This window comes from Gordonia sp. J1A (assembly GCF_055393515.1).
The window spans coordinates 3195997-3216010 of the sequence record NZ_AP041607.1 but is presented as its reverse complement, the minus strand read 5'-3'; the positions used below and the strand labels follow the sequence as shown (position 1 = coordinate 3216010).

Annotated in this window: 16 protein-coding genes and 2 tRNA genes; 7 read left to right on the top strand and 11 right to left on the bottom strand. The window is 65.6% G+C overall.

What is annotated here, in order from left to right:
- Positions 1 to 1124 precede the first annotated feature (1124 nt).
- Positions 1125 to 1748: a hypothetical protein gene (locus tag ACZ5QD_RS14980; RefSeq protein ID WP_348808982.1), complete on the top strand. Its 624-nt coding sequence runs from the start codon at positions 1125 to 1127 to the stop codon at positions 1746 to 1748.
- Here ACZ5QD_RS14980 and ACZ5QD_RS14975 read toward each other — a convergent pair.
- The 11 genes from ACZ5QD_RS14975 to dnaA form a co-directional block, all read right to left on the bottom strand.
- Positions 1723 to 2742: a hypothetical protein gene (locus tag ACZ5QD_RS14975; protein WP_348808983.1), complete on the bottom strand. Its 1020-nt coding sequence runs from the start codon at positions 2740 to 2742 to the stop codon at positions 1723 to 1725. The two genes, ACZ5QD_RS14980 and ACZ5QD_RS14975, sit on opposite strands and share 26 nt — an antisense overlap.
- A 511-nt stretch (positions 2743 to 3253) precedes the next feature.
- Positions 3254 to 3326 (bottom strand) — tRNA-Ala (locus ACZ5QD_RS14970).
- A 211-nt stretch (positions 3327 to 3537) separates the two neighbouring features.
- Positions 3538 to 3614 (bottom strand) — tRNA-Ile (locus tag ACZ5QD_RS14965).
- 61 nt (positions 3615 to 3675) lie between these two features.
- The gene (locus tag ACZ5QD_RS14960; RefSeq protein ID WP_082781295.1) at positions 3676 to 4548 is read right to left on the bottom strand and encodes a DUF3566 domain-containing protein; all 873 of its coding nucleotides are present in this window, start codon (positions 4546 to 4548) and stop codon (positions 3676 to 3678) included.
- 53 nt (positions 4549 to 4601) lie between these two features.
- On the bottom strand, positions 4602 to 7100 hold the full coding sequence (gene gyrA / locus ACZ5QD_RS14955; protein WP_006896774.1) for a DNA gyrase subunit A: 2499 nt from the start codon (positions 7098 to 7100) through the stop codon (positions 4602 to 4604).
- 91 nt (positions 7101 to 7191) lie between these two features.
- Entirely contained in the window at positions 7192 to 9246 is a 2055-nt protein-coding gene (gene gyrB / locus ACZ5QD_RS14950) for a DNA topoisomerase (ATP-hydrolyzing) subunit B (protein WP_006896773.1), read from the bottom strand.
- A 184-nt stretch (positions 9247 to 9430) separates the two neighbouring features.
- Positions 9431 to 9982 carry a DUF721 family protein gene (locus ACZ5QD_RS14945; RefSeq protein ID WP_006896772.1) on the bottom strand — a complete coding sequence of 184 codons (552 nt, stop codon included), beginning with the start codon at positions 9980 to 9982 and terminating at the stop codon, positions 9431 to 9433.
- Entirely contained in the window at positions 9975 to 11225 is a 1251-nt protein-coding gene (recF, locus tag ACZ5QD_RS14940; RefSeq protein WP_006896771.1) for a DNA replication/repair protein RecF, read from the bottom strand. Before recF ends, ACZ5QD_RS14945 begins: the two co-directional genes overlap by 8 nt.
- Positions 11226 to 11243: 18 nt before the next feature.
- The gene (gnd, locus tag ACZ5QD_RS14935) at positions 11244 to 12236 is read right to left on the bottom strand and encodes a phosphogluconate dehydrogenase (NAD(+)-dependent, decarboxylating) (protein ID WP_062367453.1); all 993 of its coding nucleotides are present in this window, start codon (positions 12234 to 12236) and stop codon (positions 11244 to 11246) included.
- Positions 12237 to 12277: 41 nt separating this feature from the next.
- The gene (dnaN, locus tag ACZ5QD_RS14930; RefSeq protein WP_062367452.1) at positions 12278 to 13480 is read right to left on the bottom strand and encodes a DNA polymerase III subunit beta; all 1203 of its coding nucleotides are present in this window, start codon (positions 13478 to 13480) and stop codon (positions 12278 to 12280) included.
- A 549-nt stretch (positions 13481 to 14029) separates the two neighbouring features.
- Positions 14030 to 15649, bottom strand: coding sequence for a chromosomal replication initiator protein DnaA (dnaA, locus tag ACZ5QD_RS14925; RefSeq protein ID WP_006896768.1), 1620 nt, complete (start codon positions 15647 to 15649; stop codon positions 14030 to 14032).
- Positions 15650 to 15958: 309 nt separating this feature from the next.
- Between dnaA and rpmH the strand changes: the two genes are divergently transcribed.
- The 6 genes from rpmH to rsmG all read left to right on the top strand — a co-directional run bounded on the left by rpmH (position 15959) and on the right by rsmG (position 19976).
- A complete protein-coding gene (rpmH, locus tag ACZ5QD_RS14920) occupies positions 15959 to 16102 on the top strand; it encodes a 50S ribosomal protein L34 (protein WP_006896767.1) in 144 nt (47 codons plus the stop codon).
- A 25-nt stretch (positions 16103 to 16127) separates the two neighbouring features.
- The gene (gene rnpA, locus ACZ5QD_RS14915; RefSeq protein WP_062367451.1) at positions 16128 to 16550 is read left to right on the top strand and encodes a ribonuclease P protein component; all 423 of its coding nucleotides are present in this window, start codon (positions 16128 to 16130) and stop codon (positions 16548 to 16550) included.
- On the top strand, positions 16547 to 16864 hold the full coding sequence (gene yidD / locus ACZ5QD_RS14910; RefSeq protein WP_082781294.1) for a membrane protein insertion efficiency factor YidD: 318 nt from the start codon (positions 16547 to 16549) through the stop codon (positions 16862 to 16864). The genes rnpA and yidD overlap by 4 nt, the downstream gene beginning before the upstream one ends.
- A 3-nt stretch (positions 16865 to 16867) precedes the next feature.
- A complete protein-coding gene (yidC, locus tag ACZ5QD_RS14905; RefSeq protein ID WP_006896764.1) occupies positions 16868 to 18043 on the top strand; it encodes a membrane protein insertase YidC in 1176 nt (391 codons plus the stop codon).
- 45 nt (positions 18044 to 18088) lie between these two features.
- On the top strand, positions 18089 to 18643 hold the full coding sequence (locus tag ACZ5QD_RS14900; RefSeq protein WP_062367450.1) for a Jag family protein: 555 nt from the start codon (positions 18089 to 18091) through the stop codon (positions 18641 to 18643).
- 628 nt (positions 18644 to 19271) lie between these two features.
- The gene (gene rsmG, locus ACZ5QD_RS14895) at positions 19272 to 19976 is read left to right on the top strand and encodes a 16S rRNA (guanine(527)-N(7))-methyltransferase RsmG (protein ID WP_062367449.1); all 705 of its coding nucleotides are present in this window, start codon (positions 19272 to 19274) and stop codon (positions 19974 to 19976) included.
- Positions 19977 to 20014: the final 38 nt, after the last annotated feature.

The following is a 20014-nucleotide window of genomic DNA, read 5'->3' as shown; positions in this document are numbered from 1 at the left end:
TGCTCCGGCACATCCCTCTCCCGGTAGATGCCGAGCAACTCGAACGCTCGGCCGAGGACGCCTTGAGGACATTGGCATCCGATCCCCGACTGCAGGCGTGTTGGCCCCCTGTGGACCCGATGTCAGTGAGCCATGACCGACGTGAAGCGCTGCTCCGAGCCAGCGGAGTGTTTTCCGCCGCTGGCTTTCTCGGCCTCTCGTCAGTCGCCCTAGCTACCGTGGTTCCTATCATTGCCGCACTAACGGCAGTCGCGGCGTTCGTTATCGCGATCATCGCTGGGTGCGAGGCTGCGTGGACAGCGGCGTGCCGGCCGGCCCGAGCCAGACAGGAGTTCGCCGCAGGTCTACTCGCGGCCACCGCGGAGATCGGCTCGTCACGGCGGCATGAGGCGACGTAGTAGGTTCCGGCCTGTGCCGGGTTGAACGGCTAAGAGGCGTGTGACCGCAAGGCACGTCTGACGAAGTGGCCGCCTGAATCGTGCTTGAGCGCAGCTCCTCTCACTCCCACGTCAAGAGACATGCGTCATTCGCTGTGATGCGCTCAACTAGAACTGTTCGCACGGTGTGCCGATTCGTCTCGACGCGCCGTGTAGGTAAGCCAATCCCGATGCTCCGTGATGTCGGTGTCCTCTTCGGTGACCAGCGCCGCCAATCTGGCCTGACAGGGCAGTGGCCGGCACGATGATGCTGCTCTGTAATCCCTAGTACCAGTGACTATTAGGACATTGACTGCTAAAATCAGCAGTATGCTTCCTACGGGTCCCCCGGACGATCGATAGCTTCCGCCGGATCACCATCCCAGCGAAGGTCGCGAAGGCGTCCGGGGTGCGGCAGCCCTCGTGGGTCCGAATCGGAGTTGTCGCTGACCAGAGGATCGTCGAGATCGTTCCCACTCGCGGCCCGCGCGGGACGAAGCCCTCCGTACGAGGCAATCCGGATCGCCCGCGCAGGCTGCGGACGTCACGACAGATCGCGCTGCCGGCGGCGGTCCTGGAGTCGGCCGGTCTGGATATCGGGAGCGTAGTGGCGTTCCTGGCCCTGGAGGACCGCATTCATCTGTTCGCCGCGTCGCGGGTCATCGCGCCGGAACCGACGCCCGTGGTAACCGTGAGGAAGAACGACAGGTGACGGCGCGGCGGCATACCCGGACGGTCCCCGCGGAGGCGAGTCAGATCCCGCTGTTCGAGGTCCCTGTCGTCCCGCCGGCGGGTCTCGTCGACGCGGCAGTGGTCACGGCTGCGGAGCTGGTCCTCGATAGCTCGGTGTCAGTGTTGCCACGGACCGAACTGTCGGGGCTTCGCGGGTATCCGGTGGTCCGATGGTCATCGACCGTCGTCGAACGGATGTCGACCGGGGCGGGACCGATGCTCGACGCGCAGGTCCTCGAGCTGTGGGAGATGTGTCCGGCGGAGGGCGCTGGAGCGCCGCCGGCGGCACCGTTGAGCATCGTCGGGTTCGTCGCGACCGGGCAGTGGAAGAGGGCCCTGTATGTCGCCAGCGAGCTTCGCGGGTTCGGGGAAACCGTGGTGCTGACCGAGCGGCGGCCCACGGCGTTGAGCTTGACGGCGGCGGACCTCGCCGGCGTGAGCGTGGTGCACACTTCTCACGCCGGCGAGGAACTGTTGGTGCGGGGGTCGAAGGTTGCCGATCCGCCGCGGATCGTCGCGGTGCGGTACTGGGAGGAGCGGCTATTCGCTCACGCCCTCGCGACCGGAGTGCCGATTACGCCGCAGCCGGCTCCGGCTTGAGGTCGATCCACTCGGACAGGGCACGCTTGCGCCCCCAGTCGCCATTGGTGATCTTCTCGATCTCAATGTTGTATTCGCGCGCGGACTCGCACATCGCGGTCCACGTCTGCGGACCGCTGTGCGTGGCGATCGCCGTCGCCATCCCTCGCCCGAGCGACGCGACTGCGGCCACCGAGTGGGAGAACGCTGCCGACTCGGGCTTGTCCGCGGTGCGGATCCACGTCAATGTCCGGCCGCCGCAGAACGAGCAGTCGCAGTACCACGCCGCGTGTGTCTCGTCCTTGATGAAGTGCCGCTCGAACGCCGTCAGCGACGTGTACGCAAGCAGCTCGGGAACGATGAACGAGACCGACGCGCCCCCACCACCGCCCTCGCGGATGGGGTAGATGTGCCGGTACCTCGATGACGATCCCAACGCGGCGCCGGCGGCGCCGTACGCCAGTGCACCCAAACCCGCGGTGTCGCTGCGTAGCAGCATCACCGGTGTCTCGGCGCCCAGGACGTTCACCAGTCCCGCGACGGCGTTGCGCCGGTCGAACGGGTCGTCGGTGTCCTCGACCATCAACGCCACCGGCAGCCCGTGCACGTCGATCGCGCCGCGCAAGACGTCAGCGTCATGCGTCAACCACCGGCCCGCGATCGGCAACGCCGCGATCACCTTCTCCCCGAACCGCGCGGCAGCCTCGAGCGTGCCCACCAGTCCCGCGGTATCACCCTCGGCCACATACCCTGAGTCGGTCAGGGCCCAGCCCAGACCGGCCCGGCGCTGCACGGTGATCCAGTCCTGCGTCGGTGCCGCGTCCGCGGTCTTGCGATGCTTCTTCCCGCTGTAGAGGTTGGCATCGAGCAGCAGCGACGCTTCCGGGCACCTCTTGAGGGTCTGGTCCGCCGCCGTAGTAGCGACCGCCACCCTCGACGTGCGGGACTGCCACGGCACGGTGTAGACCGCGCCGACACCTTCCGCCGCGATCAGAGCGCGGGTCGGGTCGATCAAGGTAGTCGGGACCTGAACGAACAGGTCCGTCGACATACCCTCGAGCCGGTTCTGCCCGACCTGGACGGGCCGGGCCCCTCCAGCCCGATCAGTGCTGGTGGAATCGGTAGTGCGATCAGAGTCGCGACTGTCGTTGGTCAACGGTGCCTCCTCAAGGCGTTGTGGATGAGCCACCACGCCGAGGTCCACGTCGCTCGCCCACACCAACCATTGCGGTGTTTGGCGAACCCGCGCACACCGTCTACCATCGGAGACGTCATCCAAAGACATTCGCAACGGTCACAGTATCGAGGGCCTGAGCCCTCGGAGCGGTGATTCAGTTGTTCAGCGGAGCCCGGTTCGTCTGCAAACGAGCCGGGCTTCAGCTGTCTCTATTCTAGAGCCTGCACATGACAGGTCCCGGACGTCGTCACCTTTACGTCACCGATGGCCCTACCGACGCGAGGAGCCCCCAGGCCGATGGCCTTGGGGGCTCCTCGCCGACGACATTGTCAGCAACTAATCACATCTGTGGAGGCTAGGGGATTCGAACCCCTGACCCTCGCCTTGCAAAGGCGATGCTCTACCAACTGAGCTAAGCCCCCTTGTGTGGTTGTGCACCCACTGCTGGGCACCGTCCCACCGCCAAACTACGACCTCGTGGCGGACATGTCCACCACAGCATCCCTGCTGGTCAACCCCTTACCGAACCTGTCAGCTGGAGATAACCGGGCGAACTCCTGACATCCGCCTTGCAAAGGCGGCGCTCTACCAACTGAGCTAAGGCCCCGTGCCGGGTCACCGGCCGGTGAATTCTGGTGGGCCTAGGAGGACTTGAACCTCCGACCTCTTCGTTATCAGCGAAGCGCTCTAACCGCCTGAGCTATAGGCCCTTGAACCGAGAATGAAGATTACCCGAACCGCGATACATCTCCAAAACGGCTGGTCACAGCGCTAGTCGAGATCCGCGAGCGTCACCTCGACACCACCGACCATGTCCGCGCACACGTTGTAGATGTAGGCCGAGATGGTGGCGAGGGCTGTGAGAAGAATCGCAGCGACGACACCGAAGAGCGCACTGAACATGAATACCTGGCCGCCGCTGATCAAGTCCTGACCGCTGGTGCTGCCGTCTGCACTGACGAGCGTGCCGAAGGAACTGTTGATCTGATCCCAGATACCCATGCCGCCCAGCACGCCGTAGAGGATGGCGACGGCGATCATCCAGATGAAGAACCCCGCGACCGAGAGGACCCCGGTCACCTTGAACACCGACCACGGGTCGACGCGGCGGATCTGAACCGCGGCACGCAGCGGCGTGCCGACGGCCCGGGCGGGGATCGTCTGACTCGCGGCGCGGGCGATGGCCTGTTCCTTCGCCTGCTCGGTGTGATGAATGGAGTCCAGATCGGGCAGCTCGTCCTTCGGCGCGAGATCCTCGCGCGGAATGTTCCGCGTCTCCGACTCGACGAAGGGGGCGGGCTTGGCACCCGGCTGGTTCGCACCCGGCTGGGGGCCGGCCGGCGGTCCCGCAGGACCGGGCTTTCCGGGCTGAGGCGTCGGCCCCTGCTGAGCCTTGACCGCCGGCATCGGACCGGAAGGCGGACTCGACGGGACCGGTGGCTTCGACTCCGTCCGCGGGGAAGCACCCGACACAACGCCGCGCGGGGGCGGACCGCCGGGACGGTCGTCGCCGACCGTCCCGGCGGCCTTGGCCATCTCCCCCGCGGTCAGCCCGGTCGCGGCGGAGGTCTCCGCACGCTTCCACGGCGGGGGCACGACCCCGCGTTCGACGTTCTTGTCGTCCGGCTGATTCGGTGTGCTCACAGGCGATTCCTCACTGAACGGGTACTACCCCAAACCCTAACCGCTGAGATGGGCTAGTTGTCGTCTGCCGCGCCCTCGTCCTCATCGGGCTCGTCCGCATTGCGCGCGATCGCGATGAGGTTGTCGCCCTCGGACAGATTCATCAGGCGCACGCCCTTGGTCTGCCTGCCGGCCTTTCGGACCTGCTTGGCCTTGGTGCGGATCACGCCTCCACTGGAGGTGATCGCGTAGATCTCGCTGTCGAGATCGACGACGAGAGCACCCACCAGGTCGCCGCGCTTGGGATCGTGCTGGATCGTCAGCACGCCCTTGCCGCCGCGGCCCTGCGCCGAATACTCCTCGATGTCGGTCCGCTTGGCGTAGCCGCCCGACGTCGCGACCAGCAGGAAGGTGTCGGGCCGGACGACGGTGAGGCTGAGCAACTCATCGTCGGCATTGAACCGCATACCCTGCACACCCGAGGTCTGACGTCCCATCGGCCGCAGCGTCTCGTCGTCCGCGGTGAATCGGATCGACTGACCCTTCTTCGACACCAGCAGCAGGTCGTCGTCGGCGCTGCACAGTCGCGCGCCGACCAACTCGTCGTCGCCGCGCAGATTGATCGCCGCGATGCCGCCGGAGCGGTTGGAATCGAAGGCGTCCAGCCGCGACTTCTTGACCAGTCCGTTGCGGGTGGCGAGCACCAGGTACGGCGCGTCGTCGTAGCCGGAGATCCGGATCACCTGCGCGATCCGCTCCTCCGGCTGGAAGGCCAGCAGGTTCGCGACGTGCTGGCCACGGGCGGTGCGGTTGGCCTCCGGCAGTTCGTAGGCCTTGGCGCGGTAGACGCGACCCTTGGTGGTGAAGAACAGCAGCCAGTCGTGGGTGCTCGAGACGAAGAAGTGGGCGACGATGTCGTCCTGCTTCAATCCGGCGCCCTGGACTCCCTTGCCTCCGCGCTTCTGGCTGCGGTAGAGATCGGTCTTGGTGCGCTTGGCGTACCCGGTCTCGGTGATCGTGACGACGACGTCCTCGCGGGCGATCAGGTCCTCGTCGGTCACATCGCCCTCGGCCGGAATGATCCGGGTGCGGCGATCGTCGCCGTACTTGTCGACGACCTCCTTGAGTTCGTCCCTGACGATGGCGCGCTGGCGTTCCGGGCGGGCCAGGATGTCCTTCAGGTCGGCGATCTCGCGCTCGATCTCGGCGAGTTCGTCGATGATCTTCTGCCGCTCGAGAGCCGAGAGTCGACGCAGCTGCATGGCCAGAATCGCATCGGCCTGGATCTCGTCGATGTCGAGCAGATCCATCAGGCCGGTCCGTGCCGCCTCGGTGTTGGCCGACGCGCGGATGAGGGCGATGACCTCGTCGAGCGCGTCGAGCGCCTTCACCAGGCCGCGCAGGATGTGTGCGCGCTCCTCGGCCTTGCGCAGCCGGTACCGGGTGCGCCGGATGATGACGTCGATCTGATGCGCCACGTAGAGGCGGATCATCTGGTCGAGCCGCAGGGTGCGCGGCACACCGTCGACGATCGACAGCATGTTGGCGCCGAAGTTGGTCTGCAGCTGGCTGTGCTTGTACAGGTTGTTGAGCACCACGCGAGCCACGCCGTCACGTCGCAGGGTGATGACGATGCGCAGGCCGGCACGATCGGACGACTGATCCTCGATCTTGCTGATGCCCTTGAGCTTGCCGTCGTTGACCTGCTCGGCGATCGAACTGATCAGATTGTCCGGGTTCACCTGGTACGGGAGCTCGGTGACGACCAGCTGAGTGGTGCCCTTGACCTCCTCGATGTCGACCACCGAGCGCATCCGAATGCTGCCGCGGCCGGTCATGTAGGCATCGCGGATGCCCTGGCTGCCGACGATCAGTCCGGCGGTCGGGAAGTCCGGCCCCTTGACGGCCTCCATGCAGGCGGCGAGCGTCGCCTCCTCGTCGGCCTCCGGGTTCTCCAACGCCCAGAACACGGCGTCCGCGACCTCGCGCAGATTGTGCGGCGGGATGTTGGTCGCCATACCGACCGCGATGCCGCCGGAACCGTTGATCAGCAGATTCGGGACGCGCGACGGCAGCACCGTCGGCTCCTGCGTCTTGCCGTCGTAGTTCGGGATGAAGTCGACGGTCTCCTCGGTGATGTCGCGCAGCATCTCCATGGCCAGCGGAGTGAGTCGGGCCTCGGTGTATCGCATGGCGGCGGCGCCGTCGTTGCCTCGCGAACCGAAGTTGCCCTGACCATCGATGAGCGGGTACCGCATCGACCACGGCTGCGCCAGACGCACCAGCGCGTCGTAGATCGAGCTGTCGCCGTGCGGATGGTAGTTACCCATCGTCTCCGACACCGGGCGGGCCGACTTCACGTAGCCGCGGTCGGGACGGAAACCGGCGTCGAATGATGCGTACAGAAGCCGGCGGTGCACCGGCTTGAGGCCGTCGCGGACCTCCGGCAGGGCGCGTCCGACGATCACGCTCATGGCGTAGTCGATGTAGCTGTTCTGCATCTCCTGCCCGAGATCGACGGGCTCGATGCGGTCCCCGCCGTTGTTCTCTGGCAGATCAGTTTCGTCGCTCATGAATCACTTTCCTGCGGCCAACGCCGCGTGCTGGCATCGGGTGCGGTCCCCGGCACTGCCGGGATCCGCGGAGTCGAAGTCGGTGGACGGATCAGACGTCGAGGAAGCGAACGTCCTTGGCGTTGCGCGCGATGAAGGTGCGGCGTGCCACCACGTCCTCGCCCATGAGGATCGAGAACAGTTCGTCGGCGGCAGCGGCGTCGTCGAGGGTGACCTGCTTGAGGACGCGGACCTCCGGATCCATCGTGGTCTCCCACAGCTCGCTGGCGTTCATCTCGCCCAGACCCTTGTAACGCTGGATGCCGTCGTCCGGGTTGATCTTCTTGCCCGCGGCGCGGCCGGCCTCGAGCAGCGCGTCGCGCTCGCGGTCGTTGTACGCGAACTCCGGCTCGGCGCCCTTCTGCCACTTGAGCTTGTACAGCGGGGGCATCGCGAGGAAGACGTGTCCCTGTTCGATCAACGGCCGCATGAAGCGGAACAGCAGCGTGAGCAGCAGCGTCGCGATGTGCTGACCGTCGACGTCGGCGTCGGCCATCAGCACGATCTTGTGATAGCGCAGCTTGCTGATGTCGAACTCATCGTGGATGCCGGTGCCGAAGGCGGTGATGATCGACTGGACTTCGGCGTTCTTGAGAACGCGGTCGATGCGGGCCTTCTCGACGTTGATGATCTTGCCTCGCAGCGGCAGGATCGCCTGGTACATCGAGTCGCGGCCCGACTTGGCGGAACCGCCCGCGGAGTCGCCCTCCACGATGTAGACCTCGCACTTGCTGGGGTCGTTGCTGCGGCAGTCGGCGAGCTTGCCGGGCAGGCCGCCGATGTCGGTCGCGGTCTTGCGGCGGACGAGCTCACGTGCGCGACGCGCCGCGAGTCGGGCCTGCTGCGAATCCGCGGCCTTGCGGATGATGGTCTTGGCCTCGGCCGGGTTCGCGTCGAACCACATCGCCAGGTGCTCGTTGCACGTCTTCTGGACGAAGCTCTTGACCTCGGTGTTACCGAGCTTGGTCTTGGTCTGGCCCTCGAACTGCGGGTCGGCCACCTTGACGGAGATGACGGCGGCCAGACCCTCTCGGATGTCGTCGCCGGAGAGCTTGCCGTCCTTCTCCTTGATGAGCTTCTTGTCGATCGCATACCGATTGACCGTGCTGGTCAGCGCCGCGCGGAAGCCCTCTTCGTGAGTACCGCCCTCAGCGGTGTTGATGGTGTTGGCGAAGGTGTGGACCGATTCCGCGTATCCCTCGTTCCACTGCATCGCGATCTCGACCTCGTGGCCCTCACCCTTGGCGGTGAAGCCGACGACGGTCTTGTGGATCGGGGCCTTGGTGCGGCTGTTGAGGTGCTTGATGTAGTCGATGAGGCCGTCCGGGTAGTGGTACGTCCGCGTCTTGACCTTAGCGATGGCCGTAGCCTTCTGCTCTTCGGTCTTGATGCTGGCGTCGCCGTCCTCCGACTCCTCCACCTCTGCCTCGAGCACGGCCTCGTGGACCCGCTCGTCGGTCAGGGTGATGGTGAGGCCCTTGTTCAGGAAGGCCATCTCCTGGAGCCGCCGGGCGATCGTCTCGATGTTGTACTCGGTGGTCTCGAAGATCTTCCCGTCGGCCCAGAAGGAGACGCTGGTCCCGGTGCCGGACGCGGCCTCGCCCTCGACGAGCGGACCCGGCTCGGCGTTGGTGTACGTCTGCCGCCACACCGAACCGTTGCGCTTGATCTCCAGCTCGACCTTCGTGGACAGCGCATTGACCACCGAGATGCCGACGCCGTGCAGACCGCCCGACACCGCGTATGAATCGGAGTCGAACTTACCGCCGGCGTGCAGCTGGGTCATGATGACCTCCACCGCGGGCACACCCGTCGCATGCATGCCGACGGGCATGCCACGACCGTCGTCCACGACGCGGATGCCGCCGTCGGCCAGCAGGGTCACGTCGACGCGGGTGGCGTAGCCGGCCATCGCCTCGTCGACCGAGTTGTCGACGACTTCCCAGATCAGGTGGTGCAGACCGCGCTCACCGGTGGAACCGATGTACATGCCGGGACGCTTGCGGACAGCTTCCAGACCCTCGAGGATGCTGATCGAGTCGGCACCGTATTCGCTCGGCTTTGACTTGCCTGACTTCTTAGGTGCGTTGCCGCTGGTGTCTGCCACTCCGGTCAGCTCCCATTCGTGTTGGGGACAGTTACCGACCAGTGTACTTGGTAATCAACCCAGAGCCGCGTTTACCACGCCCCAGTAGCGACGGAGACCGACGAACTTGGTTCAAGCCGGGACCGATCATGGGTCGATCCGGTTTAAAGCCTCTCGTGTCGAAATCGGGCGATCGTTGCGCGGCTCAGCCGTACGTGTCGCGCGGACCGCGTCCGGAGATGTGCCGCGGCCCCTTCCGCCAGGACGGCGCCTGGGGGCCGGTGATCCGCAGACTCGTCACCATTCCGTGGCCGATCACCTTCGCGATCTTCGCGATGATCTGACCCTGCATGTACCGCAGCTGTGTGGCCCACGCCGTCGACTCGGCCCTGACGTGCAGGACGGTTCCCTCGAGCCTCGTCGGGTCGGCGTGGGAGGCGATGTCGTCGCCGACGATCGACGGCCACATGCCGAACAGCGCGCCCTCGGAGATGCGGGACTCCCAGCCGTGCTGCTTGGCGACCCTGCCGACCATGCTTCCCAGCGGTTGCGGGTCGCGAGGGTCCGGACCTGCTCCTGACCAGCGCCGACGCGATCGATCACTGGTCCGGCGCCTGCTTCTGATGGGTGCTGACCGTCCCATGCCGACGGGTTTGCCCTGAGCGCGGGCCAGCGCCCGGGCCTCTTCCAGAGCAGCCCTCGCGAGGTCGTACCCCGACAGCCCCTCCGGCTGCACAGTGGGTTTCTCGTCAGTCATCATCACTCCCCTCGTCCGGAGCGGTATCCGCGCCGGACGCCCCGGCCGAGGTCGGTCCCCCTTCGGGCGCGTCGTCGGCGGTCACCACCGAGTGCCTGCGACCATCATCGTCGGTGACTCCGACACAGATCCGGCGTCCGCCGATCGATTCGGGGATGTCGTCGGCGACGGCGGCGGTGATCAGCAGCTGATCGGCGCCGGAGGTGAACTCGGCCAGCAGTCTGCGCCGGGTGACGTCGAGTTCGGCGAAGACGTCGTCGAGCATGATGATCGGTTCGACGCCGTCGGCCCGCAGCAGTTCGACACTGCCGAGCCGCAGCGACAGCGCGAACGACCAGCTCTCGCCGTGGCTGGCGAAACCCTTCGCGGGTTCGTCGCCGAGACCGAGCAGGAGGTCGTCGCGGTGCGGTCCCACCAGGCACATCCCCCGCTCGATCTCCTTGCTGCGCAGTTCGGCGAGACGCTCGGCGAGGATGTCGCGGATCGCGGGCACCGCGTCGTCACCGCCTGGGCTGGCGTCGACGGCGGCGCCGGCGGCGGACCGGTACGAGATGTGCGCGGGCCTCGAGTGCGGGGCGATCGACGAGTAGGCCTCGGTGACGAACGGGGCGAGCTGCCGCACCACCGCGATGCGGGAGGCGGTGACCTGCGCACCCGTCTCGGCGAGTTGGGCGTCCCACACGTCCAGGGTGCCGAGCACCGAATCGGCCTGTGACCCGCCCCGGCGCATCGCCGCACTCGCAGTCTTGAGCAGCGCGGATCGCTGTCGGAGAACCCGGTCGTAGTCGGCCTTCGCGCCCGCCGCGAGCGGTCGCAGCTGCGCCACCAGTTCGTCGATGAAGCGGCGACGCTCCCCCGGTTCGCCGCGCACGAGTGCGAGGTCCTCGGGTGCGAACAGCACCGCACGCAGGATTCCGAGCACTTCGCGGGTGCGCCGAACCGGTCGCGTGTTGATCGTCGCCTTGTTGGCGCCCTGGGCCGGGATCGTCAGCTCGACGGTGAGTTCGCGGCCGTCGTTCTCCACCGTTGCTGTCACCCGAGCCGCCTCGGCGTCGGTCCGCACCAGCGGAGCGTCGGACGAGACCCGATGCGAGCGCAGGGTCGCGACATAGAACAGCGATTCGAGGAGATTGGTCTTGCCGAAACCGTTGCGACCGACGAAGACCGTGGTCCCGGGCGACAACGTGAACTGCGCGTGCGGCCAGGACCGGAAGTCGCGCAGAGTCAGCTCGCGAACGAACAACGAACCGCTACCTCGCCGTCACGAGTTCGGCGTTGCGGGCTCGCCGGAGCTCTGACCACCGGTCTCGTCGATGCTCTGACCACCGGTCTCGTCGGAGCTCTGACCAGCGGTCTCGCCGATGCTCTGACCAGCGGTGTCGATCATCGCGTGGCCGCCGAACTGGTTCCGCAGAGCCGAGACGGCCTTCAGCGCCGGCGACTCGTCCTGCCGCGAGGCGAATCGGGCGAAGAGTGCCGCCGAGATCACGTTCGCGGGCACCGCATGCCTGATCGCCTCCTCCACCGTCCAGCGACCTTCGCCGGAATCAGTGGTGTAATCCGAGATCCCGGCGAGGCCGGGATCGGCGTCCAGCGCCCGGACCAGCAGTTCCAGCAGCCACGACCGCACCACCGTACCCTGGGTCCAGGCCCGGAGCGTGCCCGTCACATCTTCGATCAGCGGCTCGGCATCGAGCAGTTCGTACCCCTCGGCGTAGGCGTGCATCAGCCCGTACTCGACGCCGTTGTGCACCATTTTCGCGTAGTGACCGGCGCCGACGGGGCCGGCGTGCACGAAGCCGTCTTCACGCTCTCCGTCCGGACGGAGAGCGTCGAAGATCGGCATCACCGTCTCGACGTCGGCCTTTGAGCCGCCGACCATGAGACCGTAGCCGTTCTCGAGACCCCACACGCCACCCGAGACTCCGCAGTCGAGGTACCCGATACCGCGCTCGGCGAGCAGATCCGCGTGGGGCCGATCGTCGGAGTAGTGCGAGTTGCCGCCGTCGATGACGATGTCGCCCGGAGCGAGAAGATCGGCGAGAGCGGCGACGTTCTGCCTGGTGATGTCCCCGGCGGGAACCATCAGCCACACTGCGCGCGGAGTCGACAACGCTCCGACCATCGCCTCGAGGCTCTCCGCATCCGACACCTCCGGCCGCGGGTCGTAGCCGACCACCTCGTGTCCGGCGGCCCTCAGTCGGGTGCGCATGTTGGCGCCCATCTTGCCGAGTCCTACGAGTCCGAGTTGCATGGCGTCCTCTCCGGGAAGGGATTCAGGTCGGCTGCAGAGGCTCAGCCCGGGAGACGGACCGGCATCAGCAGATAGCTGAATTCGCTCGCCGACGCGGCGTAAGCACCCGACTCGTCGGCGGCCGGCTCGTCACCGGACGACGGCCGCAGCACCGCCGGGCGGATCGCCGCGCGACGCTGGCCCGAGCCGTCCGGTTCCGGGTTGGTGAACCCGAACTCCACCGTGTCGGTGCCGATCGCCGCCAGTCCGTCGAGCAGATAGTGGGGGTTGAACGCGATGATGATCGGTTCGCCGTAGAACTGGACAGGCAGCTCTTCCTCGGCCTTTCCGGCTTCGTCGCCGCCCGCGGTGAGCAGCACCGAGTCGCTGGAGAAGTCGAGCCGCACCTGGGCGCCGCGTTCGGCCACCAGTGAGACGCGCTTGATGGATTCGATCAGCGGGGCGCTCTCGACCACCGCGATCGAGGTGTGGTTGGCCGGAAACAGCTGGCGGAACTTCGGGAACTCCGCGTCCAGGAGCCGGGTGGTGGTCTTCTTCGCGTTGTCGGTGATGCCGAGCATCCCCTCGGAGCCGATCGCGTTCACGGCGCCGAACGCGAGTTCGACGTTGCCGGTGGCGTCGGCGCCGGCCGACTTCGCGGCTTCGGAGAGGGTCTTGGCGGGAACGAGCGCCGCACCGGCCGCACTCGCATCCGCCGGGTTCCACTGCAGCTCGCGGACCGCGAGCCGGAAGCGGTCGGTGGCCGCGAGAACCACTTTGTCGCCGTCGATCTCGACGCGAACACCGGTCAGCATCGGCAGGGTGTCGTCCTTGCCCGCGGCCACGGCCACCTGCGAGACGGCTTCGGAGAACAGCTCTGCAGGAACCGATCCGGTGTTCTGCGGCACTTCGGGCAGCTCGGGGTAGTCCTCGACCGGCATCGTCGGCAGCGAGAACTTGGCACTGCCGCAGCTGATCGCGACGCGGCTGCCGTCGATCGTGACGTCGACCGGCTTGTTGGGCAGCGCCTTGGTGATGTCGGCGAGCAGCCGGCCCGAGACCAGGGCTTTTCCGCCTTCGGCGACTTCGGCCGAGATGGTCTGGGTGGCCGAGACCTCGTAGTCGAAACCGGCTACCTGGAGTCCGTGCTCGTCCGCGGTCAGGACGACGCAGCCGAGAACAGGGACGGGCGGCCGGGAAGGCAGGCTCCGGGCCACCCACGCGACAGCATCGGCGAACTCGTCACGCACGACACGAAACTTCATCGGTGGTGTAACCCCTTCTCGACATGCCGGGTCTGGCGCAGGGTGCAGCAGGGCCCGGCGGTGGTTGGTCGCAGAACCCCACTGTAGAGCGCTTCGGCCTCGGATGCGGAACCGGATCGATAACTCGGTCGCGACTTCGGAGCGTCCGGCGAAGCGGACGCGGTCGCGCGGTCGCCGCAGGCTGTGTATGCACACAGCTTCTTTTAAAAGATGTTCTTCAAAGAAGAAATCTTCTTAGTAATAGGCGGTGTGAGTTCTGTGGGTAACAGCTCGTCTGTGCTGGTCACGGCCTCCGACGAGGTGTGGACTCCCGGTGGACGAGGGCGGTGGATGAATCGGGGCGGTTGTGGACGGATCGAACTGTTCAACCGACACGCACCTGTTGTCCACAGAAATCGCCCCTGTTGTCACCAGATCATCCACACGTGCGACGCACGCGCGTCCTGGGCTTTTCCATGGGGTCCCCCTCGCGGAGGAATCGTGAAAAAAGTCGGCGGCGGACTCGTCAGAGTCTGCCGCCGACGTCGAGAGTGCGCGCCAGTGTACCGATCAGCGGTTCGCGCGCTGCTTGATGCGCGCGGTCAACTCCTGCACTTGGTCGTAGATGTTGCGGTTCTCATGCATCTCCTTGCGGATCTTCTTGTCCGCATGCATCACCGTGGTGTGGTCGCGATCGAAGGTCTCACCGATCTTCGGCAACGACAGATCCGTCAGCTCACGGCACAGATACATCGAGATCTGCCGCGGCAGCGTCAGTGCACGGACCTTGCTCGGACCGCAGAGATCGTCGATCGAGAGATCGTAGAAGTCAGCGGTCACCGCCACAATGCTCGCGGCGCTCACGTCCATCGGACCCGAGTCCGGGATCAGCGCCTTGAGCACCACCTCTGCCAGGGTGATGTCGAGTTCTGTGTTGTTGAGAGAGGCGAACGCGGTCACTCGGATGAGGGCGCCCTCCAGCTCGCGGATGTTGCGCTCGATCTTCGACGCGATCAGTTCGAGGACGTCGTCCGGTGCCGCGAGCTTGTCCATCTGGGCCTTCTTGCGGAGGATCGCGATGCGCGTCTCCAGGTCCGGTGGCTGGACGTCGGTGATGAGGCCCCACTCGAACCGGGTGCGGAGCCGGTCCTCGAGTGTCGCGAGCTGCTTGGGCGGCCGGTCGGAGGAGACGACGATCTGCTTGTTCGCATTGTGCAGCGTGTTGAACGTATGGAAGAACTCCTCCTGGATGCCCTCCTTGCCCTCCAGGAACTGGATGTCGTCGATCAACAGCATGTCGATGTCGCGGTACCTGCGCTTGAAGGCGACGCGGCGGTCGTCGCGCAGAGAGTTGATGAAGTCGTTGGTGAACTCCTCGGTCGACACGTACTTCACGCGCATGCCGGGGAAGAGTCGTTGCGAGTAGTGGCCCGCGGCGTGCAGCAGGTGGGTCTTGCCCAGGCCGGACTCGCCCCAGATGAACATCGGGTTGTAGGCGCGCGCCGGATTCTCGGCCACGGCCACGGCCGAGGCGTGTGCGAATCGATTCGACGCGCCGATGACGAAGGTGTCGAAGGTGTACTTCGGATGCAGTGAGGTGGTGCCGTTGTCTGGTGCGCTCGTCTCTCGCTGCTCGAAGTAGTTCGACCACTCGCGCGGTTCCACCGGACGCGACGGCGGCGCCGACTGCGGGTAGTTCAGCGCCGCGAGCTGCTCGTCGGACGGGATCGCGGGACTCGCGGGATAGGTCGGTGTCGGGATCGCCGGGCCGGCGGCGTTCGCGGCGTCGTACGGGGAGCTCGGAACGAATGGTTCCGGTGTGACGTTTGTTGCACCTGTGGCGCCTGAGTGTGGATGAGTATCCCCAGCCGCTTCCGCACCATCCACGGGCTGGGGAGAGATCTCCTCCGGCTCGGCGACGCGGACCGCGATGTCGACGCTCTGGCCGAGGTGTCGACTGAGTGTGAGGCGCACCGCGTCGCGCAGATTCCGTTCGATCTGCTCCTGCACGAGCGTGTTGGGGACGGCCAGCAGTGCGAATCCTTCGATCATCGTCAGCGGCTGGACCAGCGACAACCAGGCTCGTTGCTGTCGGGTGAGCGGCTCCACCTCGGCCGGACCGGTGTTGGCCGACAGATCAGCGACGACTGCGTTCCAGATGTCGGAGAATGACTCCCGGTCGCCGGCCACTGGCTCCCCCTCGTTTGGTCGAATCGGATCGTTTCAGACCTAGAGGGTGCCACGAACGCGGGTCTCGGCGCGAGTTGTCCACAAAGTTGTCCACACCTGTGGATTGTTCTGTGAACAAATCCCACAGGTGTAATTCGGGTCTGGAGATATCTGCAGGTAACCCGTCGTTTGATTTGGTTTCCGGGGGCCAGTACCCTCGAAAGGTCGCCTGTACATGGACTGCGGTAACGCGCGCTCATCACGAGCTCGGCCCCGGCCGATCCATGAGGGGCCGAAGACCGCCTGCAGTTCCAACACGAGGAGTTTCCAGTGGCCAAGGGGAAGCGCACCTTCCAGCCGAACAACCGTCGTCGCGCTCGCGTGCACGGCTTCCGTCTGCGTATGCGGACTCGCGCCGGTCGCGCCATCGTGAACGCACGTCGTTCCAAGGGCCGCGCCAAGCTGACCGCCTGAGTCGCGAATCCGGCCCGGGCAATCGGTGTCGGCCGACTCGGCGCGGATTTCTAGGAAGTCCGATTTCACCCGCACACTCTCCAAGGGTGTGCGGGTTTCGGCACGTGATCTGACAGTTCACGTGGCGCCGGTCGCACCGGCGTGGCCGGACGGGAGTCGATTGCGCCCGGACGTGGCCCTGCACGGTGGGCCGTGGCTCGGCCTGATCATCTCGAAGAAGGTCGGTAACGCCGTGATCCGTCACAGGACCGCACGACGCCTTCGTCGTGCCTTCGCCGAGAGTGCGCCTTCGGTGCTCCCGCCGGAGACCTTCGTGGTACTGCGAGCGCACCCCGGAATCGTGGATCGTTCGAGTTCCGAACTGGCCGAGACGCTGCGCGGCGCGTTCGCCCACCGCAAGGTGGCCGCTGCCTGTGCGCGTGCGGACCGGGGAACGGTCGTCCCATGAGTCTCGGACAGCGGCTCTATCGTCTCCCGCGGGCGAGCTTGATCTTCGTCATCGAGCTCTACCGGACGTGGATCTCGCCGACTCGAATGCCCACCTGTCGGTTCGAACCCACCTGCAGCGGCTACGCCGTCGAAGCGCTCGACAAACACGGATTCGTGTGGGGCTCGGTACTCGCGACGTGGCGCCTGCTGAAGTGCGGCCCGTGGCACAAGCCCGGTTACGACCCGGTCCCCGAACGAGGACCCGTGGAGTGGCTGCGCAGCAAGACTTCAAACAGTGGTGCCACCGCACCAACTTCAGATAGGGGTAAGTGAGCCGTGCTCAACTTCATCTACTACCCGGTGTCCTGGATCATGTGGGTCTGGCACTGGCTGTTCGACAGCATCATGCCGAACTCCCCCGGCTGGGACGGAATAGCGTGGGCCCTGTCGGTGGTGTTCCTGGTCTTCACCCTCCGCGCGATTCTGTACAAGCCGTTCGTCAAGCAGATCCGCACGACGAAGCAGATGCAGGAAATCAACCCGCAGATGCAGGCGATTCGCAAGAAGTACGCCAACGACCGGGTCAAGATGACCGAGGAGATGCAGAAGCTCCAAAAGGAGCACGGCTTCAATCCACTCCTCGGGTGTCTGCCGATGTTCATGCAGATCCCGGTCTTCATCGGTCTGTTCCACGTGTTGCGTTCGTTCAACCGGATGGGTGCGGGCACCTCGATGCCGATCGGCGGTTCGGCCAGCGGCGGCATGACTGCCGAGCAGACCCGCAATACCGCCAACTACGTCTTCAGTGCCGACCAGGTGCAGAACTTCCTGGATGCGCGACTGTTCGGTGTTCCGCTCTCGTCGTACATCACCGAACCGGTCGACCAGTTCAAGGCGTTCGTCGATCCTGGCCAGCCCATCGACTTCTCGCGCTGGCAGATCGCCGCCGTGGTGATCCCGCTGATGATCGTGGCCTCGATCGCCACGCATATGAACTCGCGGGCCTCGGTCGCGCGGCAGAGTGCTGAGGCGATGGACAATCCTCAGACACGGATCATGAACAAGCTCGCACTGTACGTCTTCCCGCTGGGCATTCTGGTCACTGGTCCGTTCTTCCCGGTCGCCATCCTCCTGTACTGGGTCAGCAACAACCTCTGGACCTACGGCCAGCAGCACATCGTCTTCGGACGCATCGCACGTGAAGAAGAAGAGGCGAAGGCCGCGAAGGAAGAGCGGCTCAGGGCCGCAGCACCGAAGCCCGGCGCCCGACCCGACAAGACGAAGAGGGCACCGACCACGGTTGCGGTCGTCGACGGTGAAGTGGACGACGCGTCAGATGAGACGAAGTCCGCCGGCGGCAAGAAGTCGAGTCCAGCCAAGCGCCAGGGCACGACCAAGCCGGCGGCCAACAAGCCGTCTCCCGGGCAGAAGCCGAGTCAAGCGAAGCCGGGCGGAGCCAGGAAATCCGGCAGCAAGCGCAATAAGAAGAAGGGTCGGCCCGGCGGCCGTTGACGGCGCCGCGACTCATTCAGACGTTTCCATTAAGTGAGGTAGAAGATGACGGACCAGACTGTGTCGAGTGACGACACTGAACAGGTCGATCCTGTGGAGCCCATCGAGCAGGACGCTGATCTCGACGAGATCGATGAAGAGGATCAGTTGGTCGAGGAGGGCGAGATCGCCGGCGACTATCTCGAGCAGTTGCTCGACATTCTCGACTTCGACGGCGACATCGATCTCGACGTCGACGGTGACCGAGCGATCGTCAGCATCGACGGCGGCAAGGACCTGACCAAGCTCGTCGGTCGCAACGGCGAGGTGCTCGACTCACTCCAAGAGCTGACGCGACTGGCTGTGCAGCAGTCGACCGGTGACCGCAGCCGCTTGATGCTCGACATCAGCCGCTGGCGTGCTGATCGCCGCGACCGTCTCGCTCGCATCGGCAACGAGGTCGCCGAGCGTGTGCGGGATTCGGGCGAGAGTGAGTCGCTCGACCCGATGACTCCCTTCGAGCGGAAGATCGTGCACGACGCCGTCGCCGCGGTTGACGGAGTTTACAGCGAGAGTGAGGGGGCGGAGCCGAACCGCCGTGTGGTCGTCATCAAGGAATGACGACTCCCCTGATCCGGGGTTAGCCCCGGTTGGATATCCGCAGACGATCCCCGCAACGCTCTGACAACAGGGTGTCGCGGGGATCGTCTTTTCGACACAGTGACTTTATGGGTCCAGGGTCTAAGGCCTTGTCTGAAACTCTCCCATTCGGTTGTTTTGACTTACGTCAGTGTGATTCTCCGGGTCGGCGTCATCAGATGCTCTGAGCGCGTTTCACGTGAAACCCGCGCCCGCGTCCGACTGTCCAGCTCGATCAGCGCTGTTCGCGGCTGGCCCTGTGTTTCACGTGGAACAAGACCAGGGGCTGAAGCTCCGGTCGACGGGTGGCGTCAGGTTGTGGGTTAGATCGGCAACCTGTGGAAATCGGTTCCCGACGTCGGGTGGCGGGTCGGTGCGGACTAAACTGAATGAGGCTGTCCGGCTACGGTGCGAAGTCTGTCCTCAGATGTGTGCTTGCCCTGAGCGTGTCCGCTCCCCTAGCAGGGTGGCCGGTAGTTGTCTCGATCGTGGATCTGCTGCGTGCTTCAGGATCGCGGCTCGCGAGCGGAGCGGGTTTCACGTGAAACCACTCAACCGATCGGGCACCACAACGGCCGTGTTCCACGTGGAACATCGAAGGGATGAATAGATGTCAGAGGATGACCCGACGCCGGCGGCTGCCGAATCGACGCCGGAGATCGCTGCGGCCATATTCGGCGAACGACTGCCGCCGGCCGAGAAGTACGCGCAGATTCTGTCTGAGGAGGGCGTGGTCCGCGGACTCATCGGTCCCCGTGAACTGCCGCAACTCTGGACCAGGCACCTGCTCAACTGTGCCGTTGTCTCCGAGGAGATTCCGGATGGTGCGAGCGTCATCGACATCGGGTCCGGCGCGGGCTTGCCCGGTATCCCCCTCGCGATCGCTCGTCCGGACTTGGCGGTCACTCTCATCGAGCCGTTGCTTCGCCGGACCACCTTTCTTGAGGAAGTGGTCTCCGGGCTTCCACTCGACAACGTGACGGTGGTACGCGGTCGCGCCGAAGAGAAGGCGGTGCTGAAGGCCGTGGAGCCGGCGGATGTAGTCACGTCGCGGGCTGTCGCGCCGCTGGAACGGCTGGCGAAATGGTCCGCTCCCCTGATCCGAGGAGGCGGCAGATTGGTCGCATTGAAGGGGCAGTCTGCGCCTGACGAGATCGCTCGCGATTGGGAGAAGGTGATGAGGTCCGGGATCCGGGATCTGGCAGTGGCTCAATGCGGGACGATGCTGGAGACGCCGACCACGTTGATAGTCGGGCGGCGGAATGAGACAGCACGTGATGCGCGGGCGGCCCGTCGGGCTGCCCGCCGGAACTGATGGAGGCTCAAGAATTGGTGTCATTTCGCCGGAGGGCG

What these genes read in the sequence shown, in the direction of transcription:
- gyrA (WP_006896774.1), bottom strand. Translation starts at nt 7,100, where the DNA reads ATGAGCGACGAAACTGATCTGCCAGAGAACAACGGCGGGGACCGCATC.
- ACZ5QD_RS14945 (WP_006896772.1), bottom strand. Translation starts at nt 9,982, where the DNA reads ATGACTGACGAGAAACCCACTGTGCAGCCGGAGGGGCTGTCGGGGTAC.
- gnd (WP_062367453.1), bottom strand. Translation starts at nt 12,236, where the DNA reads ATGCAACTCGGACTCGTAGGACTCGGCAAGATGGGCGCCAACATGCGC.
- dnaN (WP_062367452.1), bottom strand. Translation starts at nt 13,480, where the DNA reads ATGAAGTTTCGTGTCGTGCGTGACGAGTTCGCCGATGCTGTCGCGTGG.
- yidD (WP_082781294.1), top strand. Translation starts at nt 16,547, where the DNA reads ATGAGTCTCGGACAGCGGCTCTATCGTCTCCCGCGGGCGAGCTTGATC.
- ACZ5QD_RS14900 (WP_062367450.1), top strand. Translation starts at nt 18,089, where the DNA reads ATGACGGACCAGACTGTGTCGAGTGACGACACTGAACAGGTCGATCCT.
- rsmG (WP_062367449.1), top strand. Translation starts at nt 19,272, where the DNA reads ATGTCAGAGGATGACCCGACGCCGGCGGCTGCCGAATCGACGCCGGAG.